The sequence below is a fragment of the Ruegeria sp. YKSD163 genome, from assembly GCF_059612905.1.
This window is the reverse complement of record NZ_JBXWRM010000004.1, coordinates 239,397-264,645: the sequence shown is the minus strand read 5'-3', so window position 1 is coordinate 264,645 and position 25,249 is coordinate 239,397. Positions and strand designations below refer to the sequence as shown.

Below are 25,249 nucleotides of genomic sequence, written 5' to 3'. Positions count from 1 at the left end.
GGTCAAACGTGCTGCGCGCCGTTCACCTCGATCTCGGTGCCCGAGATGTAAGAGCTTTCCTGCGAGCAGAGGAAATAGATCGCGGCGGCCACCTCGCTGGGTTGGCCCAGCCGCTGCATCGGCAGTTTCTCGACGATCTTGTCGGTGCCGGGGCTGAGGATCGAGGTTTCGACCTCGCCCGGAGCAATCGCGTTCACCCGTACGCCGAGCGGCCCGAAATCATGCGCCATCTCACGCGTCAGTGCCGCCAGCGCCGCCTTTGACGTGGCATAGGCCGCCCCGGCGAACGGATGCACCCGTGACCCCGCGATCGACGTCACGTTGACCACCGACCCCCTGGCTGCCGCCAGCTCGTCCTTGAGCGATCGGGCCAGCACCACCGGGGCAAAGAAATTGACATGAAACACATGGCCCCAGTCCGACAGATCGGTGCTGAGCGTGCTCAACCGCTCGCCATTGGGGCCCTTGGGCGAGATGCCGGCATTGTTCACCAATGCATCCAGCCGCCCGTCCAGCTTGGTCCGGATGGTCTCGGCCCCGGCGATGGTGGCCTGCGGGTCGCTCAGGTCGATCTGGACATGGTTGTTCTCGCCACTGCTCCAGGGACATCCCGGCGGCACCGGCTCGCGCGAGCAGGTGATCACCCGCCAGCCCTCGGCCACGAAGCGGCGCACCGTGGCATGGCCGATTCCCCGACTGGCACCTGTCAAAACAAGGGTCTTGCGCGTCATGATCCGGCCTCGTGACTGATTTCTCGCGGAGCCTATCATAGCGCGGCATCTTGGCAACGCCCCTTGGCAGAGGGGCGCAAAACCCCTAACACAAGGCCCCAAAGGAACCCTTGCCATGAAGACACGAGACATGAATCGCGACTGGATTGCCACCGCTGCCACGCTGAACGCGGCCTTGCCGTATCTTCAACGCTATGATGATGCGATCGTTGTCATCAAGCTGGGCGGACACGCCATGGGCAGCGACGAAGGCATGGAGAGCTTTGCGCGCGATGTCGTGCTGTTGCGGCAGGTGGGTGTGAACCCGGTCGTGGTGCATGGCGGCGGGCCGATGATAAACGCCATGCTGGACAAGCTGGGCATTCAGTCCGACTTCGTGAACGGCAAGAGGGTCACCGATGCTGCCACGGTCGAGGTGGTCGAAATGGTGCTGTCGGGCGTGGTCAACAAGCGGATCGTGCAGGCGATCAACCGCCAGGGCGGCAAGGCGGTGGGCCTGTCCGGAAAGGACGCCAACCTGATGGTCTGCGATCAGACCGATCCCGATCTGGGCTTTGTCGGCACCCCGGCCGAGATGAATCCCGACCTGCTGCGCAACCTGTTTGCCCATGACATCATCCCGGTGATCGCCCCCTTGGGCGCGGGCCGGAATGGCGAGACGTTCAACATCAACGGCGATACCGCCGCCGGTGCGATTGCAGGCGCCCTCAAGGCTGACCGGCTGCTGCTGCTGACCGATGTATCCGGTGTCAAGAACGGTGCGGGCGAAGTGTTGACGGAGCTGAAAGCAGCGCAAATCCGCGAGATGGTGGCCGATGGCACAATCGCGGGCGGAATGATCCCCAAGACGGAAACCGCGCTGGATGCGCTTGAAAAGGGTGTGCGCGCTGTTGTCATCCTGGATGGCCGCGCACCGAATGCGGTCCTGCTCGAGCTATATACCGAGCACGGGGCCGGGTCGCTGATCCGACGGGACTAACGCAATCGTCAGACCAGCGGGCTTGCCTATTTCATTTACATGCCGAATTGTGAATGAATGGAAAACGAAAGCCTGATCCGGCTGGCGATGTTTGTTGGCCTTTTTGTCCTGTTCGCAATTGCCGAGCGGCTGGCCCCGCGCCGGGTGGTTCACCCACGGCGCCCGCGACGCTGGCTGACCAACCTGACGATATCGGTGCTGAACACCGTTACCCTGCGCGCCTTGGCAGTGGGCCTGCCGCTGCTGGCGGTGGGCGCGGCGCTGGACGCCACCGCGCAGGGCTGGGGCCTGTTCAACCATCTGGCTTGGCCCAGCTGGCTCGAGGCGCTACTGGCCGTCCTGATCCTCGACTTCGCCATCTGGGGCCAGCACCTGATCACCCACAAGATACCGCTGCTGTGGCGGCTGCACCGGGTGCATCACGCCGATACCGATATCGACGTCTCTACCGCGATCCGGTTTCATCCGGTTGAAATCGCGCTGTCGATGCTGCTCAAGATCGGCCTTGTATATCTGCTGGGTCCTTCGGCGCTGGCGGTGGTCCTGTTCGAGATCCTGTTGAACGGCACCGCGCTCTTCAATCACTCCAACCTCCGCTTGCCGCTTGCGCTCGACGCTGTGTTGCGCAAGGTTCTGGTGACCCCCGACATGCACCGGGTGCACCATTCCGTGCTGCGCGAGGAGCATGACAGCAATTACGGCTTTGCCTTGTCGATCTGGGACCGGATGATGGGAACCTATGTTGCACAACCCGCCAAGGGACATGACCAGATGACCATCGGGCTGGCATGGCAGGACGACCGGCCCGCGCGGCTGGGTTGGAGCCTGCTGCTGCCGTTTCGCCGCCGATGACGCTGGAGCGGATTACGGCAGAGGCCGCCACCTCGGCCCTGATTGTGATGGGGGCGCTCAACCCGGTCGATCAGGCAGGCACTGTCGTTCTGCTTGGCACGGGCCCCGGCTTCTGGTCCGTCTTCAGCGCGGCGCCTGAATATGCCGATGGCCAGCGCGACCCGGTCGACCGCTGGTCAAAACGGGTGATCGGGGCGATGGCCGTCGATCTGGGTGCCAAGACAGCCTACCCCTCGGACGGGCCGCCCTATCCGCCCTTCATCGCCTGGGCATTGGCCTCGGGCCGGTTTCATACCAGCCCGGTTGGCATGATGGTGCATGACCAGGTCGGTCTGATGATCTCGCTGCGCGGTGCGCTGCTGCTGCCAGAGCGGATCGACCTGCCTGTGGCCAACGCCCCATCGCCCTGCGACAGCTGCGCCGCGCCCTGTACCCGGGCCTGCCCGGTTGGTGCGCTTGCGGCAGATCACGCCTATGATGTCGATGCCTGCCGCGGATATCTGGACACCGCCGCTGGGTCTGCTTGTATGGGGGCAGGCTGTGCCGCCCGACTCGCCTGCCCGCTCAGCGCTGGCGCGGCGCGTGATCCGGCGCAGTCCGCATTGCACATGAAGGCTTTTTTGCGCAGATGACCCGCATTCTGATCCTGACCCGCCACGCCAAATCCGCCTGGGACGATATCAGCCTTGGCGACCACGACCGCACCCTCAACAAGCGTGGCAGGCGGTCGGCGCAGGCGATCGGGGCCTGGCTACGCCAGCATGGCTATCTGCCGGATCAGGTGATCAGTTCGGACGCCGTCCGCACCCGCGAGACCTGGACCGAGATGGGGCTGGGCGGCTGTGAACCTGAATTCACCCGCGCGCTCTATCTGGCCCCACCAGAGCATATCCTTGCCAACCTCAGGCAGGCCAGCGGGCGGGTGGTGCTGTTGCTGGGGCACAACCCCGGTATCGCCGAGTTTGCGGGTCAGATCGTCGATGAGGCACCCGCCCATGCCCGCTTCTTCGACTATCCGACCGGTGCAACCACGGTGATCGAGTTTGCCACCGACGATTGGGCGGAGATCGGCTGGCACCAGGGCGAGGTGCTGGATTTCATCGTTCCACGAGAGCTGACGGAATGAAAAAGGGCGGGGAAATCCCCGCCCTTTCCGTGTCATTCCAGGCCCTGTTCAGTGACCCAGGATCTGGCTCAGGAACAGCTTGGTCCGCTCGCTCTGCGGATTGTTGAAGAACTCTTCCGGCTCGTTCTGTTCCACGATCTGGCCCGCATCCATGAAGATGACGCGGTTGGCGACCTGGCGGGCAAAGCCCATCTCGTGCGTCACGCAGAGCATGGTCATGCCTTCCTCGGCCAGCTCGATCATGGTGTCGAGCACTTCCTTGATCATCTCGGGGTCCAGCGCCGAGGTCGGTTCGTCGAACAGCATGATCCGGGGCCGCATGCACAGCGAGCGGGCAATCGCCACGCGCTGCTGCTGGCCGCCCGAAAGTTGACCCGGATACTTCAGGGCCTGTTCGGGGATCTTGACCTTTTCCAGGAAATGCATCGCGGTTTCCTCGGCCTCTTTGCGGGGCGTCTTGCGCACCCAGATCGGGGCCAGCGTGCAGTTCTCCAGAATGGTCAGATGCGGGAACAGGTTGAAGTGCTGGAACACCATCCCAACCTCGGACCGGATCTTGTCGATGTTCTTGAGGTCGTTCGACAACTCGGTGCCGTCCACCACGATCTTGCCCTGCTGGTGTTCCTCCAGCGCGTTCAGGCAGCGGATCAGGGTCGACTTGCCCGAACCCGAAGGCCCGGCGATGACGATCCGTTCCCCCTGATTGACGGTCAGGTTGATGTCGCGCAGCACGTGGAAGGCCCCGTACCATTTGTTCATGTTGGTGATTTCGATGGCGACCTCGTCGCTCACCTGCATTTTCGAACGGTCGATTTCACGATCGATTGCGAGTTCAGACATTGGGCCCTCCTTAACGATGGCCAGTGTGGAGCTTACGCTCCAGATACATGGAATAGCGGGACATGCCGAAGCAGAAGACAAAGAACAGCAGGGCGATGAAGCCGTAGAGTTCCCAGACGACGCCGTTCCAGTTGGCGTCCGCACGAATGGCGTTCGACAGACCCAGCGGATCGAGAAGCCCGATGATCGAGACCAGCGTGGTGTCCTTGAACACCCCGATGAAGGTCGACACGATACCCGGGATCGAGATCTTGAGCGCCTGTGGCATGATGATCAGGCGCTGCGCCTGCCAGTAGTTGAGGCCAAGCGAATCCGCCCCCTCATACTGGCCCTTGGGCAGCGCGGCCAGACCGCCGCGGATCACCTCGGCCATATAGGCCGCGGCGAACAGCGTCACCATGATCAGCACCCGCAGGATGATGTCGAAATTCGTGCCGGGCGGCATGAAGATGTTCAGCAGGGTCGAGGCCACGAACAGCAGCGTGATCAGCGGCACACCCCGAATGAACTCGATAAAGCCCACGCAGATGTATTTGACGATCATCAGGTCCGACTGACGGCCCAGCGCCAGAACGATGCCCAGCGGCAACGAACAGGCAATGGCGACGACGCCGATGGTGATCGACAGCATGAAGCCACCGAACTTGCGGCTTTCGACCGCCTCGATGCCGATCGGCAGGATGGAATCCAGCGCGCCGACAAAGTAGCCGGACAGAACAAGCCACCAGACCAATGCCGCCGCAGCGCCAAGAAGAATGCCCATCAGGCTGCTCATCGTCTTGCTGAGCGCCGAATAGACCACCCAGCCAATGACAAAGCCACCCAGCGCCGCGACCGGCCCCCAGATGGTGCCGCCCCACAGAAGCCAGGGGAAGATGAACGGATAGAGACCCGAGAAGATCAGCATCTTCGACGGCACCTTGTCCGCGAACAGGACCGGGGCCAGGGCCACGGCCAGCAGGACAAAGGCGAGGATCGGGCGCCAATACAGCTCGGACGGGTAGAACCCGAACAAGAGCTGGATCCAGCGCTCGCGAATGACGCCCCAGCAGGCACCCGAGGTGCCGTGATCCCCAACCGAACCGGCGGCGGTCAGGATCTCGCGGCAGTTGTTGAGCGAGGTCCCGTTCCAAGTGGGCGAGAATACCCAAGGCAAGATCGCCGCAAGGATCGCATAGATCGCGTAGAGTGACGCCAGTGTCAGAATGCTGTTGAACCAGTTCGAGAACAGGTTGGCGCGTGCCCAGCCCAGCGCGCCGACGGTCGAGGCCGGCGGTTCGCGCTCGGGGAGCATTTCGGTGCGGACAAATCCGATGTCAGACATCTCAACGCTCCTTCAGTTTGACGGATTCATTGTACCAGTTCATCACCGCCGAAATGGACAGCGAGATGGTCAGGTACACCAGCATCAAGAGCAGGATCGTCTCCAGCTCGCGCCCGGTCTGGTTCATGGTGATACCGCCCAGCGTGCCGGTGATATCCATGTAACCCACGGCGATCGCCAGCGACGAGTTCTTGGTGAGGTTGAGATAGTTCGAGATCAGCGGCGGAATGATCACCCGCAGCGCCTGCGGCAGGATCACCAGCGACATGATCTTGTTCGAGCGCAGGCCCAGGGCCGAGGCGGCCTCGGTCTGACCCTTGGAGATAGCCAGGATACCGGCGCGCACGATCTCGGCGATGAAGGCGGCGGTATAAAGTGACAGCGCCAGCCAGAGCGCGATCAGCGAGTTCCGCAGATGGGTACCGCCCTGGAAGTTGAAGCCCTTGAGCTCGGGATAGCCAAAATGGAAGCCCAGCAGCACCAGCACCAGCCCGGTCGGGATCACCACCACGCCCAGACGCTGCCACCAGGTCACCGGCCGATCACCGGTCTGTTCCTGGATGCGGTTCGCCCGCTTGCGCAGGAAGTTCGACACCCACAGGCCGCCGCCCAGAACGATCAGGATCAGCATCAGATCAAGACTGATATCAAACCGCAGGCTGCTTTCGCCGAACAGGTGGATATTGCCCAGACTGTTGGAAAACAGAGCGTCGGGGATATAGACGCCACGGTTGGTGACGGCCACGCTGTCGTTCAGCATCATGCTGGCAGTGGCATCGTCGCCCCGGAACGCTCGTGGCGCTGGCAGGGTTTCGATCAAGATCGCCATGATGAAGACGATCCACAGCAGGACCGGAACGTTGCGGAACCCTTCGACATAGATCGTCATCAGCCGCGCGACGATCCAGTTGTTGGACAGGCGCAGCACACCGATGATCACGCCAAGTATCGTGGCTGTGATACAACCCAGCACCGCCACGACGAGCGTGTTAAGCAGACCGATGAAGGCCGCCCGCAGGTGCGTATCGCGCGAGGAATAATCCAGAAGCCGCTGGTTGATGTCATAGCTGGCCGGTTCGCTGAAAAATCCGAAATCAATGGGCTTGCCCAAGGTGGCCAGGTTTTGCGCGGTATTGCTTATGAGCCATGCTGCCATCAGCATGAAGCATATCATCGCAATGACCTGGATGGTGGCCGACCGGTACCGCGTGTCATAAAGAAGCATGGACAGCCGGAACTGCTCCTTTGGCGGGTCAGTGAGAGTCGTCATGACCTATGTATATCCCCGTGAGGTCCTGGCTTGTCTCTCTCCGGCGAGGTTTCTCCCCCGCTCCCACCAGCCAGGCACTTTGTATTCATGGATGCAAAAAGGGCGCAGGTTGCCCTGCGCCCCTTCGCTGTTTTGTTAGCGGAACGGCGGCGAGTACAGCAGGCCGCCGTCGGTCCACTGTGCGTTCAGGCCGCGTGCCAGACCGATCGGGGTGCTTTCACCGATGTTCTGTGCGAACACTTCACCATAGTTGCCGCCCACCTTGATGGCGCGCTTGGCCCACTCGGCGTCCAGACCCAGCATCTCGCCCAGGGTCCCTTCGGTACCCAGGATACGGTTGATTTCCGGGTTGTTGGTGCCGGCCGACATTTCGTCGATATTGGCCGAGGTGATGCCCATCTCTTCAGCCGAGACCAGCGCATTCAGGGTCCAGCGGACCACATCGCCCCACTCGTGGTCGCCATGGCGAACCAGCGGGCCGAGCGGCTCTTTCGAGATGATTTCGGGCAGCAGAACGTGGTCGCCCGGATTCTCGAAGGTGGCGCGGGTTGCGGCCAGACCCGAGGCGTCGGTGGTGTACACGTCACAGGCGCCGGCCAGATACTGCTGCTGCGCTTCGGCGTTGGTTTCGATCGGAACCGGCTCGTAGCTGATGTTGTTGGCGCGGAAGAAATCCGCGAGGTTCAGCTCGGTGGTGGTGCCGGTCTGGATGCAGACGGTGGCGCCATCAAGTTCCTTTGCCGAGCTGACGCCCAGCGATTTCGGAACCATGAAGCCCTGACCGTCATAGTAGTTCACGCCGACGAATTCGAACTTCAGGTCCACATCGCGCGAGAAGGTCCAGGTGGTGTTACGGGCCAGCATGTCGACTTCGCCCGATGCCAGCGCGGTGAAACGGGTCTTGCCGGTGGTCGGCACGAATTCAACCGCGTTGCCGTCGCCCAGCACGGCCGCAGCAACGGCACGGCACAGGGCCACGTCAAAACCTTTCCACTCCCCATTCGAATCCGGTGCTGCAAAGCCAACAAGACCGGTGGTCACACCGCAGTTCAGCTTGCCGCGCGCCTTGACGTCGTCCATGGTGCCCGCCGCAGCAACGCCAGCGGCCATCCCGGCGACCGTGAGAGCGCCCAAAAATACGGATTTCTTCATTTTTACCTCTTCCTGATTTTCCACCCCTGTCCCGGGGCGGTTCGACCGGCACACGTTGGCGCCGGAGCGGATCGCGAAGGGGTTAACCCTTCGATGGGCAGGAGTTTGGGCGCAATATCCGACAAAGGTCAAGGCTTCTATGTCGCTTTCCGCCCCATATCCGTTGAGGTTTTCGTCAGTCTGACGGAATCAGTCTCATGTCGAGATATCGTAGACCGCCTTGGCATGAAGAAAGGCCACGCGTTTCAGCGCGGCCAGCGCGCGCGCTTCGTCATCGGGGCCCCATTGTTCCTCTTGCCAGGTCTCGTCGAGGCGTGAAATCTGCCAGATTTCGTCAGCTTCGCGCCAATTCAGCGCCGCGGCAAAGCCAAGCACCAGCGAACCGGACAGGCTGACCAGATCGTGAAAGGCCGCCAGCTGAAACGGGTTCAGTGCATGCACCCGTGGTGTCAGTGCATCGAGCGCCCCCGAGGGTTGTGGTTGGTGCATGACACCCTGAATCGGCATCAAACGCGCGCCCAGGGTTTCCGCGGCCCAATCCAGCGCCGGATCCCAGGAAAGCGCCTGTCGTTCCGTCAATTCGGCAGGGCTATCCGCCCGATAACACAACAGATCCGAATCGCCATAGGCCGCCAGCATGTCGGCCACTTCGCCATGCTGGATGCGCACCTTGTCGATGGCCGCGTTGGCGGTGCGGGTAAAGGGCATGCTGATCGGATCGACCTCACTCTCCTGCGCGTCCCATTCCGCGGCAACCGCCTGTGCCAGCGCCCGGGTCGGCAACAGCAGCGGCGCCTTGGCCGGGGTGCGCACCGGGCGGCCATCCAGTTCCACCGCATAGCCTTCGGCCGTTTCGGCCACGGCAACCTGTTTCCAGAAGCGTTTCGGTTTCCAGTCGCTCATGTCGTTCAAGTCCAGATCTGTGTCAGTGCCGGCGGCAATTGAGGGAAGGTATCGACGATGCAGCGCGCCCGGGACAGGGCCCGGGGCGGATGATAACCCCAGCTGACGCCGATCCCGGCGACGCCCGCTGCCGCCGCCATTTCCATATCGAACGAGGTATCGCCGATCATCGCCGCGTGCCCCGGCGCGGTACCGGTTTCTGCCAGTGCCGTCTCGATCATCGAGGGGTGCGGTTTCGACGGGTGGTGATCGGCCACCTGCCGGGTAACAAAGAACCGCTCCAGCCCATGTACCTCGATCAAGGCATCGAGGCCGCGCTTGGATTTGCCCGTCGCCACGCCCAGCAAGTAATGCGGTACCGCGTGCAGCTGCTCCAGCATCTCGCGTGCACCGGGATAGAACGGCGAATGCGCCTCACCCAGCGCCAGCCGGGTGGCGTGATAGGATTGCTTGTAGGCCTCGACCAACCGCGCCTGTGTGGTCTCGCTCTGCCCCGGTGCCAACCGCGCCATCGCCTGCGGCAGGGACAGGCCAACGATCGACAGGATATCCGCCCGCGCAGGCACCGGCAGCGAGAATGCGGCGAATGCGGCAGTCATCGACCCGACGATGGCCGCCTGACTGTCGACCAGCGTCCCGTCCACATCAAAGAGGATCAGGTACAGCGGCTGGCTCACATCAGCTCCTCGAACGGATCCTCCGCCGCCAGGTCCTCGGTCCAACCAAACGTGTCCCAGCTCTCGCGCATATGATCGGGCAATGGCGCGGTAAAGCTGACCTGCTTGCGGGTCGAGGGGTGCTCAAAGCTCAGCCGCCGCGCATGCAAATGCAGTTTCTTGCTGATGATGCCGCCCAGTTGCGCGCCCCATCCATCGCCTAGGTTCTCTTGCCCCGAGCCGCCATATTTGCCGTCACCGATGATCGGATGCCCGATCCCGGCCATATGTGCGCGCAGCTGGTGGGTGCGGCCGGTGACCGGCTCCATCGCCACCCACGAGGCGCGCCCCGCCACCCGATAGAGCGTGGCGTAATAGGTATGGGCCCGCTTGGCGCCGGGCGTGTCGTCGATCTCGCTCAGATGCACAACGTTCATCTTCTCGCCTTCGCCGCGGGCGCCATGCCCACCGGCCTTGACCAGCCCGGTCTTGATCTCGCCCAGATAGGGCGTCGGAACCCCGGCCACCAGCGCCCAATAGATCTTGCGCGTGTTGCGGTGGCGGAAGGCGGCGGTCAGACGCGCCGCCGCCTCGCGAGTGCGCGCCAGCACCAGAACACCCGAGGTGTCCTTGTCCAGCCGGTGCACCAGGCGCGGGTTCTCGTCATTGCCAAAGCGCAGCGCCTCGGACAGGCCATCCACATGGCGGGTCTGGCCGCTGCCCCCCTGCACCGCCAGCCCGGCAGGCTTGTTCAGCACGATGATATCGTCGTCGCGATGCAGGACACAGGCGCGGATCATCTTTGCATCGGCGTCCGAGACGCGCGATTTCACCGGCTCTGGCCGTTCGCCGGGTGCGGGCAGCGGCGGGATACGGACCTGCTGACCAACCTCAAGCCGGGTCGCGGGTTTGGCCCGCGCGCCATCGACGCGCAGCTCGCCCTTGCGGCACATCTTCTCGATGCGCCCCTGCCCCACATGCGGGAACATCCGGCGAAACCAGCGGTCAAGCCGCTGGTCGCCGTCCCCCTCACCCACGGTGATCATCTGTACGCCGCTCATGCCAGCAACCCGTGCGCGGGGCGGTTTCCGGCCCGCCGCACCCCTTGTTGAAGATCGAAAGAAAACATCGCCGTCTCTCACCCGCACGCGCCCGAGAGTCAAGGGACCAAGGGCAGTCCGCGGACGCGGGCGGGTGGGTGGGGCGGCCGCGGACTGCCCGCCCTATCCCTGTTCGCGCTGCGCCCGCAGACGGGCGAAATAATCCAGCCGCTTCTTCAACTCGCGCTCGAACCCGCGTTCGACAGGTTGATAAAGCTGCGGGCGCTCCATCCCGTCGGGAAAATAGTTCTGGCCGGAAAACCCGTCCTCGGCGTCATGGTCATAGGCATAGCCCGCGCCATAGCCCTGATCCTTCATCAACCCGGTGGGCGCGTTCAGGATATGTTTGGGCGGCGGTGCCGAGCCCGATTGCTTGGCCAGCCGCATCGCCGCCTTGTAGCCCACATAGGCCCCGTTCGATTTCGGGGCCAGCGCCAGATAGACAATCGCTTGCGCCAGCGCCAGCTCGCCCTCGGGGCTGCCAAGGCGTTCATAGATTTCCCAGGCATGCAGGCAGATCGACTGCGCCTGTGGGTCGGCCAGCCCGATATCCTCGACCGCCATCCGGGTGATCCGACGTGCCAGGTAACGCGGGTCCTCGCCCCCGGCCAGCATCCGCGCCAGCCAGTAGAGCGCCGCGTCCGGGTCCGAGCCGCGCACCGATTTATGCAACGCCGAGATCAGGTTGTAATGCTCGTCCCCGCTCTTGTCGTATTTGGTGGCCCGGCGCATCAGCCGCGCCGCCAGTGCCTCACGCTCGAGCGGGGCCGCGACCTTCCACGCCGCCACCTGCTCGATCAGGTTGAGCAGCGCGCGCCCATCGCCATCGGCCATTTCCTGAAGCGCCAGCCGCGCCTCGGGCGTCAGTGGCAATTCGCGGCCCAACTCGCGCTCGGCCCGTGCGGTCAGATGCTCCAGATCCTGGGCGCTCAGCCTCTCCAGCACCAACACCTGAGCGCGGCTCAAGAGCGCCGCGTTCAGCTCGAACGAAGGGTTTTCGGTCGTGGCCCCTACCAGCAGGATGGTGCCATCCTCCATATGGGGCAGGAACCCGTCCTGCTGCGCCTTGTTGAACCGGTGGATTTCGTCGACGAACAACAGCGTGCCCTGCCCGTTGCCGCGCCGGATACGCGCGGCCTCGAAGACTTTCTTCAGGTCCGGCACCCCGGTAAAAATGGCGCTGATCTGCACGAAATGCAGGTGGGTCTCCTTCGCCAGCAGGCGCGCGATGGTGGTCTTGCCCACCCCGGGCGGCCCCCAGAACACCAGGCTGGACAGCGACCCCGAGGCCAGCATCACACCCAAGGGCGCCTCAGGCCCCAGCACTTGCTGTTGCCCGATCACCTCGGCCAGGCTCTGCGGCCGCAGCCGGTCGGCCAGCGGCCGGGGCGGCTCGCGCTCGGGCGAAGGCTTGGCGCCGCTATCGAACAGATCCGCCATCGCTCAGAGCCGGAACCGCAGCGAGACCCGCTGGCCGCGCCGTTGCAGGTCGATCTGTACCCGGCGCCCGGTCTCGCTCAGCGCCCGTTCCACGTCGCGCGGGCTGTCCACCTGATCGCCATTGATCGCGTCCAGCACGTCGCCCGGTTGCAGACCCGCCCGCGCGCCATAGGGGCCGGGATCGAGCACAACAACCCCGCGCGCCGACAGCGGCAGGCCCAGACGCGCGATCACAGCCGGGTTCAGCCGGGCCACGGTCAGACCGGGTAGGATCGTGCGCTCTCCCAGCGTAGTTTCCTGCGCGGGAGGGGTATCGGGCGCCTCGATCAGGGCTACACTCAGGGTCTCGCGCTGCCCCTGTCGCAGCCGGGTCATCCGCGCCTCGCCCCCGATCCCTGCGACCGACATGCGGAACTTCATCTCGGCCGGAGAGTTGACCGCCTGTCCATCGACCTCGGTCACCACATCGCCCACTGCAAAGCCCGCCCGCGCCAGCGGGCTGTCGGGATGCAGGTCCGAGATCACCACCCCCTCGGGCAGGCCGAGCCCCAGCGAGTCGGCGATATCGGCGGTCATCGGCTGACCCGCGATCCCGGCCCAGGGCTGGGCAAAGCTGCTGTTGCCCTGCCGGGCCTGGCGCAGGAATTCGGCCACCAGATTGGCTGGAATGGCAAAACCGATCCCGTTCGAGCCGCCCGACCGGCTGAGGATCGAGGTATTGATGCCGATCAGGTCGCCATTCACGTCGATCAGCGCCCCGCCCGAATTGCCCGGATTGATCGGTGCGTCGGTCTGGATGAAATAGCCGCGCCCGTTGCCGGTGGCCGCGCCCGAGCGCGCCAACCCCGAGACGATTCCGCTGCTGACGGTCTGCCCCACGCCAAACGGGTTGCCGATGGCCAGCGCCAGCTCGCCCACCTCGACATGGTCACTGTCACGCAGCGCCAGGGACGGCAGATCGCGCGCCGCATCAAGGCGCAGGATGGCGATATCGCTCTCCTCGTCGCCCAGCACCACCTGCGCGGTGAACTCGCGCCGGTCGGTGGTGACCACCCGGATCTCCGAAGCCATGCCGACCACGTGGTAATTGGACACGACATAGCCGTCATCCGACAGGATCACGCCCGATCCCAGCGAGTTCTGAACCCGCGGCTGCGGTGTCCCAAATCCGCGAAAGAAATCGCGAAAGAAGGGGTCGTCAAAGATCGGGCTTTGCCGCCCGGCGGTGATGATGCGGGCATAGATGTTGACCACGGCGGGGGCTGCTTTCTTGACCACCGGGGCAAAGCCCAACCCGATCTCGGCCTGCGAGGTCGGCACCCGGGTTTCCGCCTGAACCGGCGCGGCCAGGACAAGCGGCAGACAAAGCAGGATGGCGCGGATCATGGGACCTCCATTTGCAGTCCCCTGCGATATGCGGGGCATGGGCCACAAATGCAAGTCGCGCGCTCAACCCCGGCGGCGCAGGAATTTCAGACCCGACCAATCCGCATCAATGGCGCAGACCTTTACATCGACCCAGCCCAGCGGCAGCACCTCGGCGCGCAGCAGGTCCTCGGTGATGCTCGCATGTTGGGGCGAGGACTTCTTAACCCAGGACAGCCACAACATGCCGCCGGGACGCAGATAGGCGATCTCGGTCGCGACGGCCTCGGCCAGCGGTTCCAGGCCGTGCAGGAAAAGATGCGCCGCATCGGCACTCGTTGCCTCGGGGTCAAAAACGATATCCACCGCCTCGGCCATCAGGTCGGCGTAGTGGGGTGGCACGTTGATGGCGCGCACGCGCCAGCCCGGTTTAAACCCCAGTTTGGCCACCAGAGGACGACCCGAATATCCCGCAGGTGAAGATGTGCGCATGATGGCGGCAGGGTAGAAGGCCGGCCCCACCGGGGCAACACCCCCGACAACGAAAAACCCCGCCCGGAAACCCGGGCGGGGCGCAATCGGGACATGTCCCGAAATGCTTATTCTTCGGCGGCTGCCTCTTCTTCGACCAGACGGGCCTTGTCTGCGGCACCTTTGGCATCCACGTCACGATCGACGAATTCGATGATCGCCATCGGCGCCATGTCGCCATAACGGAAGCCGGCCTTCAGGATGCGGACATAACCGCCCTGACGATCCTTGTAACGCTCTGCCAGAACGTCGAACAGCTTGGCGACGTCCTTGTCCTCTTTCAGCTGCGCCGCGGCCTGACGGCGCGCATGCAGGTCACCGCGCTTGCCCAGCGTGATCAGTTTTTCGACGATCGGACGCAGTTCCTTGGCCTTGGGCAGGGTGGTCTTGATCTGTTCGTGCTCGATCAGCGAGCCGGCCATGTTCGAAAACAAGGCCTTGCGGTGTTCGTGAGTGCGGTTGAGGCGGCGGTAACCACGTGCGTGACGCATTTTCTATCTCCTAACTTGCGTTTTGCTTTGTCCGACCGGCGATGCGTGTCACCGGCTCTCCTTGGGGCATTTGCCCTGATGTTCCCCGGCAGGTCCGGGCAATTTGCAGGGCGGGCTGTTCGCCCGCCCCTTCTTCTCAGAAAGCGTCTTCGAACTTCTTGGCCAGATCTTCGATGTTGTCCGGCGGCCAGTCCTCGACGTCCATGCCCAGGTGCAGGCCCATGCCCGACAGCACTTCCTTGATCTCGTTCAGCGACTTGCGGCCGAAGTTCGGGGTGCGCAGCATCTCGGCCTCGGTCTTCTGGATCAGGTCGCCGATATAGACGATGTTGTCGTTCTTGAGGCAGTTTGCCGAACGCACCGACAGTTCCAGCTCGTCCACTTTCTTGAGCAGAAGCGGGTTGAACTCAAGACCGTCATCGTCGTCCTGGCGGCCAGCCGATTCCGGCTCGTCGAAGTTGACGAAGATCGACAGCTGGTCCTGAAGGATACGCGCGGCATAGGCCACGGCATCGTCCGGCGAGATCGAACCGTCGGTTTCGATCTTCATGGTCAGCTTGTCATAGTCCAGCACCTGGCCCTCGCGGGTGGGCTGCACGTCATAGGCGACCTTCTTGACCGGCGAATAGATCGCGTCGATCGGAATCAGGCCGATGGGCGCGTCTTCGGGGCGGTTCTTGTCGGCCGAGACATAGCCCTTGCCGGTATTCACGGTCAGTTCCATGAACAGGTCGGCACCATCGTCCAGGTGACAGATCACGTGGTCGCGGTTCAGGATCTCGATACCGGCGCTTTCGCTGATGTCACCGGCGGTGACGACAGCCGGGCCCTTGGCATTGATCGACAGGCGTTTGGGCCCTTCGACATCCATGCGCAGCGAGACCTGCTTGAGGTTGAGGATGATGTCGGTGACGTCTTCGCGGACACCGGCGACGCTCGAAAACTCGTGCAGGACGTTGTCGATCTGCACGCTGGTGATGGCCGCACCTTGCAGCGAGCTCATCAGGATGCGGCGCAGCGCGTTGCCCAGGGTCAGACCAAAACCGCGTTCCAGCGGTTCGGCGATCACGGTCGCCTGGCGTGCCGGATCATTGCCCGGCTTGACCTCAAGCTGGGTCGGCTTGATCAGTTCTGCCCAGTTCTTGTGGATCATGTAGTCCCTCCATTCCTGTTCGCACCCCATGTCCAGCAAGGTGCAAACGCCCGAGGTTTCAAACGGCGTGCTGGGGCCGTGTACCAGACACGGCCCCAGCGTAAATTCTGGGTCGCTTAGACGCGGCGGCGCTTCGGCGGGCGGCAGCCGTTGTGAGCGATCGGGGTCACGTCGCGGATCGACGTGATGTTGAAGCCCACGGCAGCCAGAGCGCGCAGAGCCGATTCACGGCCCGAACCGGGGCCCTGAACTTCGACTTCCAGCGTCTTCACGCCATGATCCTGCGCCTTGCGGCCGGCATCTTCGGCAGCCAGCTGAGCGGCGTAGGGGGTCGATTTCCGCGATCCCTTGAAGCCCATGGTACCAGCCGACGACCACGAGATGGCGTTGCCTTGCACATCCGAGATCAGGATCTTGGTGTTGTTGAACGTCGAGTTCACATGGGCCACGCCCGATGCGATGTTCTTGCGTTCTTTTTTCTTCGTGGTGCGGGTCTTATCGCGTGCCATATCTCAACGCCCCCTTATTTCTTCTTGCCGGCAATGGCCTTTGCGGGGCCTTTGCGGGTGCGAGCGTTGGTGTGGGTCCGCTGACCGCGAACCGGCAGGTTGCGGCGGTGACGCAGACCGCGATAGCAGCCCAAGTCCATCAGGCGCTTGATGTTCATCTGAACTTCACGGCGCAGGTCGCCTTCGACGCTGTAGTTGGCGTCGATATGCTCGCGGATGGCCAGGATCTCGGCATCGCTCAGCTCGTTCACACGACGGGTCGCGTCGATGCCAACAGCTTCGCAAATGGCTTTCGCCGAAGTGTTGCCGATACCGGTGATATAGGTGAGGGCGATGGGTACCCGTTTGGCAGTCGGGATGTTAACGCCGGCAATACGTGCCACGTGTCACTTTCCTTTTCGTTGCGGTTCCGTAGCGCCAGAACCTTTTTTCACAACGCTTGACCATGGCAGTGTCGCCAGTAGATCCAGCATTATATGAGGTGGTCGTGCGCAAATGGAACGAATCCCGTCCGCGCGGTTGATTCCCCGAGGGGATGGTGGTCGATATGGGCTTTTGAAGGGGCCGTCAAGCCCCTAACCAATGTCAGCCCAGGATCGCCTCGATCGAGGCGGTCACTTCCTTGATATCGGCCAGTCCGTTCACCGGACGCAAATCGCCCTTGGCATAGTAATAGCCGATCAAAGGTGACGTTTTCTTGTAATACTCCATCAGCCGGGTGCGCAGACTGTCCTCGTTGTCGTCGGCGCGGCGCTTGAACTCAGTGCTGCCGCAGTTGGAGCACTTGCCGTCAGCCGGGATCGGCTTGGTGATGTCGTTATAGACCTCACCACAGCCGCCGCAGGTCGAGCGGGCGGTGATTCGGCTGACCAGCGCCTCATCATCGACGCGCATCTCGATCACGGTATGCAGCGACTGGCCGTGCTTGGCCAGCAACGCGGCCAGCGCGTCGGCCTGGGCCAGGGTGCGGGGGAAGCCGTCGAAGATGAAACCGGCCCCCTTCTTGGTGGTCAGCTGTTCCTCGATCAGGCCGATGACGATCTCGTCGGTGACCAGCTTGCCCGCATCCATGATGGCAGCGACCTTCTGACCCATTTCGGTGCCAGACGTCCGCGCCTCGCGCAGCATGTCACCGGTCGACAGCTGGATCATGCCACGTGTTTCGACCAGATGCCGCGCCTGGGTGCCTTTGCCCGCACCCGGGGGTCCCAACAGAATGATATTCATCGACGCGCCGGTCCCTTCCTGTTCGTGCGCTTGCGATTCTTGCCGCGAAGCTGCGATTTTTCGATCAGACCTTCGTATTGGTGTGCCAGCAGGTGGCTTTGGACCTGTTGAATGGTGTCCATGGTCACCGAAACGATGATGAGCACCGAGGTGCCACCGAAATAGAACGGCACGTTGAACTGGCCGCGCATGATCTCGGGCAGCAGGCAGACGGCGGCCAGATAGGCCGAACCCAGCACCAGCACGCGGTTGACCACGTATTCCAGATATTCGGCAGTCTTCTTGCCCGGACGGATACCGGGGACAAAGCCGTTCTGGTTCTTCAGGTTCTGCGCCACGTCATCGGGTTTGAACGAGACGTTGAAGGTATAGAAATAGGCAAAGAACACGATCATCGACACGAAGAACAGCAGATAGAGCGGCTGTCCAGGGCCGAAGTTGGCCAGAAGCCAGGACATCACCGGCCCGTTGGCCGCGCCCGAGGAAAAGGTCGAGATGGTGACCGGCAACAGCAGCAGCGAGCTTGCGAAGATCGCCGGGATCACGCCCGCGGGGTTGACCTTGACCGGCAGGTGGCTGGAGCCGCCGTCATAGACCTTCATGCCCACCTGACGGCGGGGATACTGGATGTGGATCTTGCGCAGTGCGCGTTCCATGAACACGACGAACGTGATGACCGCGATCACCATCAGGATGATGGCGATGATCACGGCGGGGCTGATGGCGCCCGAACGACCGCTGGCAAAGAACTGCGCCAGCGCGGCGGGGACCTCGGCGATGATGCCGACAAAGATGATCAACGAGACGCCGTTGCCGATGCCACGCGCGGTGATCTGTTCGCCCAGCCACATCAGGAACATGGTGCCACCCACAAGGGTGATCATGGTGGCAAAGCGGAAATACATGCCCGGTTCGGTGGCCAGGTCACCCGATTCCAGCGAGACCGCAAGGCCATAGGCCTGCACGGTAGCCAGCGCCACGGTGCCCAGACGGGTATACTGGTTGATCTTCTTGCGGCCCTGTTCGCCCTCCTTCTTGAGTTGCTCAAGCGAGGGGACCATGGCCGTCAGCAGCTGAACGATGATCGAGGCCGAGATATATGGCATGATGCCCAAGGCAAAGATGCCCATCCGCCCCAGCGCGCCACCGGTGAACATCGACACCATGCCGCCGATGCCCTGCCCTGCCTGTTCCATGAACTCGCGCAGCGCAACACCGTCGATGCCCGGCACGGGGATGAACGTGCCCAGACGATAGACGATGAGAAGCCCCAGCGTGAACAGGATCCGATTGCGCAGGTCCGTGGCCTTGCCCAGGGCGGACCAGCTGGTGTTGGCCGCCATTTGTTCTGCTGCTGATACCATGTTGTATCGGTCTCTCTGATGCAAACGCCGCCCGGAACCGTTTTCCGGCTCGGGCGGCGTTTTGGAAAACTTGGGTGTCTATGTAAGCGGGTCGGCGCCCGCTCACAAGCCGTTACTCTGCCGCAGCAGCGTTTGTGACCTTCAGCGAGCCGCCCGCTTTTTCGACAGCCTCGACAGCCGATTTCGACGCGCCTGTGACTTCGATGTTCAGCTTGGCGTTGAAATCGCCCTTGGCCAGCACGCGAATGCCGTCCAGCTTGCGGCGCACCAGGCCGGATGCGACCAGCGCGTCCTCGGTGATGGCGGCGGCGCCGTCCAGCTTGCCGGCTTCGACGAATTTCTGGATCAGGCCCAGGTTGACCACCGCGAATGCCTTGCGGTTGGGCTTGTTGAAGCCACGCTTGGGCAGACGTTGATAAAGCGGCATCTGGCCGCCTTCATAGCCATTGATGGCCACACCCGAACGGGATTTCTGACCCTTGATACCACGGCCACCCATCTTGCCCTTGCCCGAGCCGGGGCCACGGCCGATGCGCATCCGTTTCTTGGCTGCGCCCGGATTGTCGCTGAGTTCATGCAGTTTCATGTCGCTTCTCCTTCGCCGGATGTGACCCACGAAGCGTGACGGGCCAACCTCGGCATTTCTTGCTTGTTGATTCTCGCGGCCCTGCGGCCACCGGGGGCGTATAGACGCTGTGCTCGCGTCACGCAAGAGGTGCCTCAAAATGCAGAACGCCCCCGGATTTCCGAGGGCGGTGCAGCAGTCCGTCAGATGGGCCGATCAGGCGCCATAGACGTGAAAGCGGGCGATATCCTCGATATCGCAACGGCGGATGCCGATATCTGCCAGTTCCCGGTTCGACAGGCGGTCCAGCTCGTTGAACGTACGCTTGTAGGCGGCGTTCCGGGCCCAGGTGGCGCGGGTCGATTTCAGGGCGGACAGGACGCGGGCCACCACAGAGGGGGCGCGGTCGGCGGTCACGGTTGCATATGCCATTTTCTCTTACCTCATACGGATGCAGCAGGGCCCTTCCCCACTGCCTGTTTTTCGGGCATTCCGAACATGGCTGGCAGATAGTGCTGCACCGCAGCATCAGCAAGAGGTGCTTTGGTCTAGCCGCCATGCAGCGGCGGCATGGCTTGGCTCATCCGACCGGCGGATTGTGCCAATTGCCCGGCCGAAACGGCAGCGTCAGGGCGCGGGCCACCAGTTCCAGCCTGTCCTGGCCATAGAACGGATCTCCATCGACCACATAAGTCGGAGAGCCGAACAGCGCGCGGTCGATCGCCTCTTGCGTATTGACGGCCTGCTCGTCGATTGCCGGGGCGGATCGGGCCGCCGCCATCAACGGCTCGACCGGCAGTCCCAGCCGCGCGAGCAGCTCGCTCAGCAGTCGGGGATCGGCGATATCCGCATCGTCGCGCCAATGCGCCTGTAGAATCGCAAAGGACAGCGCGTTTACATCCAATCCGTCCCTCTGCCCGGCGATGATCAGACCGTTGGGCAGGTCCAGCAGATTGTCGTGATAGGTCGGGCGATGATCAATTACCGGAACGCCGCGCCATTCGGCCCAGCGTTCGATCTCGCGACCAAAGAAATAGTCTACATGCGCCTGGCTGCGCGCGGCGAAGGACAGGCCGCCCGCCGCTTCGACCACCGGGCTGAGAAGAATGGGGCGATGCACCAGCTCCGTGTCCGGGTGGGCGGCGCAGATGCGGTACAGCTCCTGTGCGCCGAGATAGGCATAGGCGGAATGGGCGGAATAGAAATAGTCAATACGGGCCATGTCAGGCAGGTTAGGCGGACGTCGGCGGCACCGCATCCCGTGCCTTGTCCAAACACGCGAAATTGATCCGCACGACGCAAAAAAACGCCCCCAGCGAACCGGGGGCGTTTCAACTGTCTGTCGAGAGGGGCTTAGCCGCGCTCTTCGACGATCTCGACCAGATGCGGGATCTTGCGGATCATGCCGCGGACCGAGGGGGTATCCTCCAGCTCGCGGGTCTTGTGCATCTTGTTCAGACCCAGACCAACCAGGGTTGCGCGCTGGTCGGCGGGGCGGCGGATCGGCGAGCCGATCTGCTTGACGACGATGGTTTTTGCCATGGGTGCGTCTCCTTAGGCTTCAGCGGCTTCAGCAGCCGGTGCTTCGTCCCGCTTGGGCAGGATGTCGGCGACCTTCTTGCCACGACGCTGTGCGACCGAACGCGGGCTCTGCTCTTTTTTGAGGCCGTCGATGGTGGCGCGGATCATGTTGTAGGGGTTCGCGCTGCCCAGCGACTTAGACACGACGTCCTTGACACCCAGCATTTCGAACACGGCGCGCATCGGACCACCGGCGATGATACCGGTACCTTCGGGCGCGGCGCGCATGACGACCTTACCGGCGCCGTGGCGGCCTTCGATGTCGTGATGCAGGGTGCGGCCTTCGCGCAGCTGCACGCGGATCATCTGGCGCTTGGCCTGCTCGGTTGCCTTGCGGATGGCCTCGGGCACTTCTTTTGCCTTGCCCTTGCCAAAGCCGACGCGGCCTTTCTGATCGCCCACGACCACCAGAGCGGCGAAGCCGAAGCGCTTACCGCCCTTGACGGTTTTCGACACGCGGTTGATCGCGACCAGACGGTCGGCGAATTCGGGGGCTGCTTCCTCGCGGTCGCGACGGTTGCCCCGGCGGTTTTCACGTTCTGCCATGCGGCATTCCTCTTTCTCTGTTGGCGCCTGGGCGCCGTTGTCTCCGATCCATGGTGGCCACGCGGGCGCGGCCCCGGATCATCGGGGGGGCGGCAGGCGCCCCCCTCAGGTCTTAGATCTTCAGACCGCCTTCACGCGCGGCGTCGGCCAGGGCCTTCACCTTGCCGTGGAACAGGAAGCCGCCACGATCGAAATAGGCCTCTTCGATGCCAGCCTTCTTGGCGCGCTCGGCGATTGCCGCACCCACCTTCTTGGCCGCTTCGACGTTGTTCTTGCCAACAACGCCAAGGTCCTTTTCCATGGTCGAGGCTGCCGCCAGGGTCACGCCACGAACGTCGTCGATCAGCTGGGCGCTGATGTTCTTGTTCGAGCGGTGCACGCTGAGGCGCAGGCGCCCGGCGTTGACCTTGCGAAGCTTGTTCCGAACGCGCAGGCGGCGTTTCAGAAACAGGGTACGTTTGCTGTTTGCCATTGTTCGCGTCCTTACTTCTTCTTGCCGTCTTTGCGGAAGATGAACTCGCCCTTGTAGCGGATACCCTTGCCTTTGTAGGGCTCGGGCGAGCGCCACTCGCGGATTTTCGCAGCCACTTCACCAACCTGTTGCTGGTCGATGCCTTCGACAACGATCTCGGTCTGCTTCGGCGTGCTCACGGTGACGCCCGCCGGAACGGCGAAGTCGACATCGTGGCTGTAGCCGAGGTTCAGCTTGAGCGTGTTGCCCTGTGCGTTGGCGCGGTAACCCACACCGGTGATCTCCAGCTCTTTCTTGAAGCCTTCGGTCACGCCGGCGACGAGGTTGGCCACCATGGTACGCGACATGCCCCACTGCTGGCGTGCCCGCTTGGACATGCCACGGGGGGTGACGCTCACCACATTGCCGTCGACGGTGATGGTCACGTCGTCGGTGGCGGTGAAGGTACGGGCACCCTTGGGGCCCTTCACTTCGATGGTCTGGCCCGACACAGAGGCGGAAACGCCACTGGGCAGCTCGACCGGTTTCTTACCAATACGAGACATTTGCAGACCTCCTTAGAAGACGGTGCAGAGCACTTCGCCGCCAACATTGTTGGAGCGAGCGTTCGCGTCCGACATCACACCTTTCGGAGTGCTGACAATCGACACGCCCAGGCCCTGACGGACCGAGGGGATGTCCTTGACGCCCATGTAAACGCGACGACCGGGTTTCGACACCCGCTTCAGTTCGCGAATGACGGGTTCGCCTTCGTAGTATTTCAGCTCGATGTTCAGCGTCGGGTGGCCATTGGCATCCGTCGACTTCTCGTAGCCGCGGATATAGCCTTCGTCCGCCAGTACATCCAGAACCCAGGCGCGCAGTTTCGAGCCGGGGGTGCTGACCGTGGTCTTGCCGCGCAGCTGAGCGTTGCGGATACGGGTGAGCATATCGCCGATAGGATCGTTCATATCACTCTCTCCTTACCAGCTCGATTTCACCATGCCGGGGATCTGACCAGCAGACCCCAGCTCGCGCAGCATGATCCGGCTGACCTTGAGCTTACGATAGTAAGCATGCGGACGGCCGGTAAGCTGGCAGCGGTTGTGAAGACGGGTTGCCGAGCTGTTGCGCGGCAGTTTCGCCAGTTGCAGACGCGCCTTGAAGCGCTCTTCCATCGGGCGGCTCTCGTCGTTTGCGATTTCTTTCAGCTCGGCGCGCTTTGCGGCATATTGTGCCACCAGGCGCTCGCGCTTCTTCTCGCGTTCGATCATGCTTTTCTTAGCCATGTCTAATCCTCGCGCGCTTAGGCGTTGAAGGGCATGTTGAAATGCTTCAACAGGCTCTTGGCTTCGGCGTCGGTTTTCGCAGTGGTGGCGATGATGATGTCCATGCCCCAGACTTCGTCGACCTTGTCGAAGTCGATTTCCGGGAACACGATGTGCTCCTTGATACCCATGGCAAAGTTGCCACGGCCATCGAACGACGGCTTCACACCACGGAAGTCGCGGATGCGGGGCATCGCGATGGTGATCAGACGATCAAGGAATTCATACATACGCTCGCCGCGCAGGGTTACCTTGGCACCCATCGGCATGTCTTCGCGAACGCGGAAACCGGCGATCGACTTCTTGGCCGTGGTGGTGATGGCTTTCTGGCCGGCAATCTTGCTCAGATCTTCCTGAGCCGATTTGGCCTTCTTGCTGTCTTTCACCGCCTCGGCGCCGCAGCCGATGTTCAGAACGATCTTGTCCAGCTTGGGGATCATCATGTCGTTCTTGTAGCCGAACTCTTCTTTCAGAGCGGCCCGGATGGTTTCTGCGTACTGTGCTTTCAGACGCGGGGTATAGTTTGCAGCATCAAGCATCGATCACGTCCCCCGTGGTCTTGGCAAAACGGACCTTCTTGTCACCTTCCATGCGGAAGCCGACGCGGGTTGCCTTGCCGTTCTTGTCCAGCAGCGCCAGGTTGCTGAGGTCGATCGGCAGTGCCTTGGGCAGGCGGCCACCTTGCGAGGTCTGGGTCTGGCGGGTGTGACGGATGGCGATGTTAACGCCGTCGACAACAGCTTTGCCGGCTTTCGGGTCAACCGAGGAGATGGTCCCCTCTTTGCCCTTGTCCTTGCCGGCCAGCACGACGACCTTGTCGCCTTTGCGGAGTTTTGCGGCCATGATTACAGCACCTCCGGAGCCAGCGAGATGATTTTCATGAAGTTCTTCGCGCGCAGTTCACGAACAACCGGGCCAAAGATACGGGTACCGACCGGCTCGTTGTTGTTGTTCAGGATGACGGCGGCGTTGCGATCGAAACGGATCGCGGTGCCGTCTTCGCGACGGACTTCTTTGGCGGTGCGCACGACGACGGCCTTGCGGACGTCACCTTTCTTCACGCGGCCGCGCGGGATGGCTTCCTTCACCGAGACGACAATGATGTCGCCGACGGAGGCGTATTTACGCTTGGAACCACCCAGAACCTTGATGCACTGAACCCGGCGAGCGCCGGAGTTGTCAGCAACATCCAGATTGGTTTGCATCTGGATCATGTGGTTTCTCCCGACCTTTGGGGCGCCGATGCGTGGCGGTATCCCCAGGGTTTCGACTGTGCCAAGAGGCCTAGTCGCCAGGAGTCTGAGCAATCAGACTCTTAGGCTTCCAGAACTTCCCAGCGTTTCGTTTTCGATTTCGGCGCGCATTCGATGATGCGGACAGTATCGCCGACCTTGAAAGCGTTCTTTTCATCGTGAGCCCGGTATTTCTTGGACTTACGGATGGTCTTCTTCAGAACCGGGTGGGTGAAGCGACGCTCCACCAGGACGGTCACGGTCTGTGCGTTGGCGTCGCTGGTCACGGTGCCTTGCAGAATACGTTTGGGCATCTCTCAGGCTCCTCAGTTCGCAGCTTCAGCGGCTTTTTCGTTCAACACGGTCTGCACACGGGCAACGTCGCGGCGGACGGTACGGATGCGGGCCGTGCTTTCGAGCTGACCGGTGGCCTGCTGGAAGCGCAGGTTGAACGCCTCCTTTTTCAGGTTGACCAGATCTTCCCGGAGCTGATCCGGGGTCTTGTTACGCAGTTCCTGGGCGTTCATCGCCTT

The 25,249-nt window shown here is 62.7% G+C and carries 35 protein-coding genes; 4 read left to right on the top strand and 31 right to left on the bottom strand.

The annotated features are described in order from the left end of the window. Positions 1 to 2 precede the first annotated feature (2 nt). Positions 3 to 731, bottom strand: coding sequence for an SDR family NAD(P)-dependent oxidoreductase (locus AC2FNA_RS08265; protein WP_496825526.1), 729 nt, complete (start codon positions 729 to 731; stop codon positions 3 to 5). 115 nt (positions 732 to 846) lie between these two features. Between AC2FNA_RS08265 and argB the strand changes: the two genes are divergently transcribed. Genes argB through AC2FNA_RS08245 form a run of 4 tightly spaced genes read left to right on the top strand, consistent with a single transcriptional unit; the run spans position 847 to position 3,688 of the window. Continuing rightward, complete coding sequence (gene argB / locus AC2FNA_RS08260) at positions 847 to 1,710, top strand: acetylglutamate kinase (protein WP_234140556.1); 864 nt, start codon at positions 847 to 849, stop codon at positions 1,708 to 1,710. 57 nt (positions 1,711 to 1,767) lie between these two features. Next, the gene (locus AC2FNA_RS08255; RefSeq protein WP_496825524.1) at positions 1,768 to 2,562 is read left to right on the top strand and encodes a sterol desaturase family protein; all 795 of its coding nucleotides are present in this window, start codon (positions 1,768 to 1,770) and stop codon (positions 2,560 to 2,562) included. After that, on the top strand, positions 2,499 to 3,194 hold the full coding sequence (locus AC2FNA_RS08250; protein ID WP_496825522.1) for a ferredoxin: 696 nt from the start codon (positions 2,499 to 2,501) through the stop codon (positions 3,192 to 3,194). The genes AC2FNA_RS08255 and AC2FNA_RS08250 overlap by 64 nt, the downstream gene beginning before the upstream one ends. Continuing rightward, on the top strand, positions 3,191 to 3,688 hold the full coding sequence (locus tag AC2FNA_RS08245; RefSeq protein ID WP_234178064.1) for a histidine phosphatase family protein: 498 nt from the start codon (positions 3,191 to 3,193) through the stop codon (positions 3,686 to 3,688). The genes AC2FNA_RS08250 and AC2FNA_RS08245 overlap by 4 nt, the downstream gene beginning before the upstream one ends. A gap of 48 nt (positions 3,689 to 3,736) precedes the next feature. Here the strand turns inward: AC2FNA_RS08245 and AC2FNA_RS08240 are convergent, their stop codons facing one another. The 30 genes from AC2FNA_RS08240 to rpmC form a co-directional block, all read right to left on the bottom strand. Continuing rightward, positions 3,737 to 4,528 (bottom strand): amino acid ABC transporter ATP-binding protein, encoded by a 792-nt coding sequence (locus tag AC2FNA_RS08240; RefSeq protein WP_275671098.1) that lies wholly within the window; start codon positions 4,526 to 4,528, stop codon positions 3,737 to 3,739. Positions 4,529 to 4,538: 10 nt separating this feature from the next. Then, the gene (locus AC2FNA_RS08235) at positions 4,539 to 5,852 is read right to left on the bottom strand and encodes an amino acid ABC transporter permease (protein WP_496825519.1); all 1,314 of its coding nucleotides are present in this window, start codon (positions 5,850 to 5,852) and stop codon (positions 4,539 to 4,541) included. Position 5,853: 1 nt separating this feature from the next. Further along, positions 5,854 to 7,122, bottom strand: a complete 1,269-nt coding sequence (locus tag AC2FNA_RS08230) for an amino acid ABC transporter permease (RefSeq protein WP_496825517.1) — start codon at positions 7,120 to 7,122, stop codon at positions 5,854 to 5,856. Positions 7,123 to 7,257: 135 nt separating this feature from the next. Then, positions 7,258 to 8,274 carry an amino acid ABC transporter substrate-binding protein gene (locus AC2FNA_RS08225; protein WP_234140545.1) on the bottom strand — a complete coding sequence of 339 codons (1,017 nt, stop codon included), beginning with the start codon at positions 8,272 to 8,274 and terminating at the stop codon, positions 7,258 to 7,260. 195 nt (positions 8,275 to 8,469) lie between these two features. Continuing rightward, the gene (locus AC2FNA_RS08220; protein ID WP_496825515.1) at positions 8,470 to 9,177 is read right to left on the bottom strand and encodes an ATP12 family chaperone protein; all 708 of its coding nucleotides are present in this window, start codon (positions 9,175 to 9,177) and stop codon (positions 8,470 to 8,472) included. Positions 9,178 to 9,182: 5 nt separating this feature from the next. Beyond that, the gene (locus tag AC2FNA_RS08215) at positions 9,183 to 9,854 is read right to left on the bottom strand and encodes an HAD-IA family hydrolase (protein ID WP_496825513.1); all 672 of its coding nucleotides are present in this window, start codon (positions 9,852 to 9,854) and stop codon (positions 9,183 to 9,185) included. Beyond that, entirely contained in the window at positions 9,851 to 10,894 is a 1,044-nt protein-coding gene (locus AC2FNA_RS08210; protein ID WP_234171935.1) for an RluA family pseudouridine synthase, read from the bottom strand. The genes AC2FNA_RS08215 and AC2FNA_RS08210 overlap by 4 nt, the downstream gene beginning before the upstream one ends. Positions 10,895 to 11,056: 162 nt before the next feature. Beyond that, entirely contained in the window at positions 11,057 to 12,373 is a 1,317-nt protein-coding gene (locus tag AC2FNA_RS08205) for a replication-associated recombination protein A (protein ID WP_496825511.1), read from the bottom strand. Between the two features lie 3 nt (positions 12,374 to 12,376). After that, entirely contained in the window at positions 12,377 to 13,759 is a 1,383-nt protein-coding gene (locus tag AC2FNA_RS08200) for a trypsin-like peptidase domain-containing protein (RefSeq protein ID WP_496825509.1), read from the bottom strand. 63 nt (positions 13,760 to 13,822) lie between these two features. Next, positions 13,823 to 14,230 (bottom strand): hypothetical protein, encoded by a 408-nt coding sequence (locus AC2FNA_RS08195; RefSeq protein ID WP_496825507.1) that lies wholly within the window; start codon positions 14,228 to 14,230, stop codon positions 13,823 to 13,825. A 107-nt stretch (positions 14,231 to 14,337) separates the two neighbouring features. After that, on the bottom strand, positions 14,338 to 14,760 hold the full coding sequence (rplQ, locus tag AC2FNA_RS08190; RefSeq protein ID WP_496825505.1) for a 50S ribosomal protein L17: 423 nt from the start codon (positions 14,758 to 14,760) through the stop codon (positions 14,338 to 14,340). A gap of 136 nt (positions 14,761 to 14,896) precedes the next feature. After that, complete coding sequence (locus AC2FNA_RS08185; RefSeq protein WP_234140529.1) at positions 14,897 to 15,913, bottom strand: DNA-directed RNA polymerase subunit alpha; 1,017 nt, start codon at positions 15,911 to 15,913, stop codon at positions 14,897 to 14,899. Between the two features lie 116 nt (positions 15,914 to 16,029). Further along, entirely contained in the window at positions 16,030 to 16,422 is a 393-nt protein-coding gene (rpsK, locus tag AC2FNA_RS08180; RefSeq protein ID WP_011046269.1) for a 30S ribosomal protein S11, read from the bottom strand. A gap of 14 nt (positions 16,423 to 16,436) precedes the next feature. Next, positions 16,437 to 16,805, bottom strand: a complete 369-nt coding sequence (gene rpsM / locus AC2FNA_RS08175) for a 30S ribosomal protein S13 (RefSeq protein WP_011046268.1) — start codon at positions 16,803 to 16,805, stop codon at positions 16,437 to 16,439. A gap of 202 nt (positions 16,806 to 17,007) precedes the next feature. Continuing rightward, on the bottom strand, positions 17,008 to 17,649 hold the full coding sequence (locus tag AC2FNA_RS08170; RefSeq protein ID WP_234140524.1) for an adenylate kinase: 642 nt from the start codon (positions 17,647 to 17,649) through the stop codon (positions 17,008 to 17,010). Then, on the bottom strand, positions 17,646 to 19,013 hold the full coding sequence (gene secY / locus AC2FNA_RS08165; protein WP_011046265.1) for a preprotein translocase subunit SecY: 1,368 nt from the start codon (positions 19,011 to 19,013) through the stop codon (positions 17,646 to 17,648). The genes AC2FNA_RS08170 and secY overlap by 4 nt, the downstream gene beginning before the upstream one ends. A 112-nt stretch (positions 19,014 to 19,125) precedes the next feature. Beyond that, positions 19,126 to 19,599, bottom strand: a complete 474-nt coding sequence (gene rplO, locus AC2FNA_RS08160; RefSeq protein ID WP_234140516.1) for a 50S ribosomal protein L15 — start codon at positions 19,597 to 19,599, stop codon at positions 19,126 to 19,128. Between the two features lie 195 nt (positions 19,600 to 19,794). Continuing rightward, positions 19,795 to 20,010, bottom strand: a complete 216-nt coding sequence (locus AC2FNA_RS08155) for a DUF1127 domain-containing protein (RefSeq protein WP_234142737.1) — start codon at positions 20,008 to 20,010, stop codon at positions 19,795 to 19,797. A gap of 148 nt (positions 20,011 to 20,158) precedes the next feature. Continuing rightward, on the bottom strand, positions 20,159 to 20,800 hold the full coding sequence (locus AC2FNA_RS08150; protein ID WP_496825501.1) for a 2-hydroxychromene-2-carboxylate isomerase: 642 nt from the start codon (positions 20,798 to 20,800) through the stop codon (positions 20,159 to 20,161). A gap of 131 nt (positions 20,801 to 20,931) precedes the next feature. Further along, positions 20,932 to 21,120: a 50S ribosomal protein L30 gene (gene rpmD / locus AC2FNA_RS08145; RefSeq protein ID WP_234140505.1), complete on the bottom strand. Its 189-nt coding sequence runs from the start codon at positions 21,118 to 21,120 to the stop codon at positions 20,932 to 20,934. A gap of 12 nt (positions 21,121 to 21,132) precedes the next feature. Continuing rightward, entirely contained in the window at positions 21,133 to 21,705 is a 573-nt protein-coding gene (gene rpsE, locus AC2FNA_RS08140) for a 30S ribosomal protein S5 (protein WP_011046261.1), read from the bottom strand. Positions 21,706 to 21,817: 112 nt separating this feature from the next. Continuing rightward, on the bottom strand, positions 21,818 to 22,177 hold the full coding sequence (rplR, locus tag AC2FNA_RS08135; RefSeq protein WP_234140503.1) for a 50S ribosomal protein L18: 360 nt from the start codon (positions 22,175 to 22,177) through the stop codon (positions 21,818 to 21,820). 11 nt (positions 22,178 to 22,188) lie between these two features. Further along, a complete protein-coding gene (gene rplF / locus AC2FNA_RS08130) occupies positions 22,189 to 22,722 on the bottom strand; it encodes a 50S ribosomal protein L6 (RefSeq protein ID WP_496825498.1) in 534 nt (177 codons plus the stop codon). 12 nt (positions 22,723 to 22,734) lie between these two features. Beyond that, positions 22,735 to 23,127: a 30S ribosomal protein S8 gene (rpsH, locus tag AC2FNA_RS08125; protein WP_234140501.1), complete on the bottom strand. Its 393-nt coding sequence runs from the start codon at positions 23,125 to 23,127 to the stop codon at positions 22,735 to 22,737. A gap of 12 nt (positions 23,128 to 23,139) precedes the next feature. Further along, positions 23,140 to 23,445, bottom strand: coding sequence for a 30S ribosomal protein S14 (gene rpsN / locus AC2FNA_RS08120; protein ID WP_234140500.1), 306 nt, complete (start codon positions 23,443 to 23,445; stop codon positions 23,140 to 23,142). Between the two features lie 17 nt (positions 23,446 to 23,462). Beyond that, entirely contained in the window at positions 23,463 to 24,023 is a 561-nt protein-coding gene (rplE, locus tag AC2FNA_RS08115; RefSeq protein ID WP_234140498.1) for a 50S ribosomal protein L5, read from the bottom strand. After that, the gene (gene rplX, locus AC2FNA_RS08110; RefSeq protein WP_234140497.1) at positions 24,016 to 24,327 is read right to left on the bottom strand and encodes a 50S ribosomal protein L24; all 312 of its coding nucleotides are present in this window, start codon (positions 24,325 to 24,327) and stop codon (positions 24,016 to 24,018) included. The genes rplE and rplX overlap by 8 nt, the downstream gene beginning before the upstream one ends. A 2-nt stretch (positions 24,328 to 24,329) precedes the next feature. Then, positions 24,330 to 24,698 carry a 50S ribosomal protein L14 gene (gene rplN, locus AC2FNA_RS08105; protein ID WP_005621870.1) on the bottom strand — a complete coding sequence of 123 codons (369 nt, stop codon included), beginning with the start codon at positions 24,696 to 24,698 and terminating at the stop codon, positions 24,330 to 24,332. 101 nt (positions 24,699 to 24,799) lie between these two features. Continuing rightward, positions 24,800 to 25,030 (bottom strand): 30S ribosomal protein S17, encoded by a 231-nt coding sequence (gene rpsQ / locus AC2FNA_RS08100; protein WP_011046254.1) that lies wholly within the window; start codon positions 25,028 to 25,030, stop codon positions 24,800 to 24,802. Between the two features lie 12 nt (positions 25,031 to 25,042). After that, positions 25,043 to 25,243 (bottom strand): 50S ribosomal protein L29, encoded by a 201-nt coding sequence (gene rpmC, locus AC2FNA_RS08095; RefSeq protein ID WP_234140496.1) that lies wholly within the window; start codon positions 25,241 to 25,243, stop codon positions 25,043 to 25,045. Positions 25,244 to 25,249 lie beyond the last annotated feature (6 nt).

Excerpts from the sequence above, each read along its gene's own strand:
- rpsK (WP_011046269.1), bottom strand. The coding sequence starts at position 16,422 with ATGGCACGCGATAAGACCCGCACCACGAAGAAAAAAGAACGCAAGAAC.
- AC2FNA_RS08220 (WP_496825515.1), bottom strand. The coding sequence starts at position 9,177 with ATGAGCGACTGGAAACCGAAACGCTTCTGGAAACAGGTTGCCGTGGCC.
- rplE (WP_234140498.1), bottom strand. The coding sequence starts at position 24,023 with ATGCTTGATGCTGCAAACTATACCCCGCGTCTGAAAGCACAGTACGCA.
- rpsN (WP_234140500.1), bottom strand. The coding sequence starts at position 23,445 with ATGGCTAAGAAAAGCATGATCGAACGCGAGAAGAAGCGCGAGCGCCTG.
- AC2FNA_RS08245 (WP_234178064.1), top strand. The coding sequence starts at position 3,191 with ATGACCCGCATTCTGATCCTGACCCGCCACGCCAAATCCGCCTGGGAC.
- rplX (WP_234140497.1), bottom strand. The coding sequence starts at position 24,327 with ATGGCCGCAAAACTCCGCAAAGGCGACAAGGTCGTCGTGCTGGCCGGC.
- AC2FNA_RS08240 (WP_275671098.1), bottom strand. The coding sequence starts at position 4,528 with ATGTCTGAACTCGCAATCGATCGTGAAATCGACCGTTCGAAAATGCAG.
- rplO (WP_234140516.1), bottom strand. The coding sequence starts at position 19,599 with ATGAAACTGCATGAACTCAGCGACAATCCGGGCGCAGCCAAGAAACGG.
- secY (WP_011046265.1), bottom strand. The coding sequence starts at position 19,013 with ATGGTATCAGCAGCAGAACAAATGGCGGCCAACACCAGCTGGTCCGCC.
- rplF (WP_496825498.1), bottom strand. The coding sequence starts at position 22,722 with ATGTCTCGTATTGGTAAGAAACCGGTCGAGCTGCCCAGTGGCGTTTCC.
- AC2FNA_RS08225 (WP_234140545.1), bottom strand. The coding sequence starts at position 8,274 with ATGAAGAAATCCGTATTTTTGGGCGCTCTCACGGTCGCCGGGATGGCC.
- AC2FNA_RS08170 (WP_234140524.1), bottom strand. The coding sequence starts at position 17,649 with ATGAATATCATTCTGTTGGGACCCCCGGGTGCGGGCAAAGGCACCCAG.
- AC2FNA_RS08185 (WP_234140529.1), bottom strand. The coding sequence starts at position 15,913 with ATGATCCACAAGAACTGGGCAGAACTGATCAAGCCGACCCAGCTTGAG.
- rpsE (WP_011046261.1), bottom strand. The coding sequence starts at position 21,705 with ATGGCAGAACGTGAAAACCGCCGGGGCAACCGTCGCGACCGCGAGGAA.
- argB (WP_234140556.1), top strand. The coding sequence starts at position 847 with ATGAAGACACGAGACATGAATCGCGACTGGATTGCCACCGCTGCCACG.
- AC2FNA_RS08210 (WP_234171935.1), bottom strand. The coding sequence starts at position 10,894 with ATGAGCGGCGTACAGATGATCACCGTGGGTGAGGGGGACGGCGACCAG.
- AC2FNA_RS08250 (WP_496825522.1), top strand. The coding sequence starts at position 2,499 with ATGGCAGGACGACCGGCCCGCGCGGCTGGGTTGGAGCCTGCTGCTGCC.
- AC2FNA_RS08150 (WP_496825501.1), bottom strand. The coding sequence starts at position 20,800 with ATGGCCCGTATTGACTATTTCTATTCCGCCCATTCCGCCTATGCCTAT.
- AC2FNA_RS08195 (WP_496825507.1), bottom strand. The coding sequence starts at position 14,230 with ATGCGCACATCTTCACCTGCGGGATATTCGGGTCGTCCTCTGGTGGCC.
- rpmC (WP_234140496.1), bottom strand. The coding sequence starts at position 25,243 with ATGAACGCCCAGGAACTGCGTAACAAGACCCCGGATCAGCTCCGGGAA.
- AC2FNA_RS08200 (WP_496825509.1), bottom strand. The coding sequence starts at position 13,759 with ATGATCCGCGCCATCCTGCTTTGTCTGCCGCTTGTCCTGGCCGCGCCG.
- AC2FNA_RS08205 (WP_496825511.1), bottom strand. The coding sequence starts at position 12,373 with ATGGCGGATCTGTTCGATAGCGGCGCCAAGCCTTCGCCCGAGCGCGAG.
- rpsQ (WP_011046254.1), bottom strand. The coding sequence starts at position 25,030 with ATGCCCAAACGTATTCTGCAAGGCACCGTGACCAGCGACGCCAACGCA.
- rplQ (WP_496825505.1), bottom strand. The coding sequence starts at position 14,760 with ATGCGTCACGCACGTGGTTACCGCCGCCTCAACCGCACTCACGAACAC.
- AC2FNA_RS08230 (WP_496825517.1), bottom strand. The coding sequence starts at position 7,122 with ATGACGACTCTCACTGACCCGCCAAAGGAGCAGTTCCGGCTGTCCATG.
- rpsH (WP_234140501.1), bottom strand. The coding sequence starts at position 23,127 with ATGAACGATCCTATCGGCGATATGCTCACCCGTATCCGCAACGCTCAG.
- rplN (WP_005621870.1), bottom strand. The coding sequence starts at position 24,698 with ATGATCCAGATGCAAACCAATCTGGATGTTGCTGACAACTCCGGCGCT.
- AC2FNA_RS08255 (WP_496825524.1), top strand. The coding sequence starts at position 1,768 with ATGGAAAACGAAAGCCTGATCCGGCTGGCGATGTTTGTTGGCCTTTTT.
- AC2FNA_RS08155 (WP_234142737.1), bottom strand. The coding sequence starts at position 20,010 with ATGGCATATGCAACCGTGACCGCCGACCGCGCCCCCTCTGTGGTGGCC.
- AC2FNA_RS08235 (WP_496825519.1), bottom strand. The coding sequence starts at position 5,852 with ATGTCTGACATCGGATTTGTCCGCACCGAAATGCTCCCCGAGCGCGAA.
- AC2FNA_RS08265 (WP_496825526.1), bottom strand. The coding sequence starts at position 731 with ATGACGCGCAAGACCCTTGTTTTGACAGGTGCCAGTCGGGGAATCGGC.
- rpmD (WP_234140505.1), bottom strand. The coding sequence starts at position 21,120 with ATGGCAAAAACCATCGTCGTCAAGCAGATCGGCTCGCCGATCCGCCGC.
- rplR (WP_234140503.1), bottom strand. The coding sequence starts at position 22,177 with ATGGCAAACAGCAAACGTACCCTGTTTCTGAAACGCCGCCTGCGCGTT.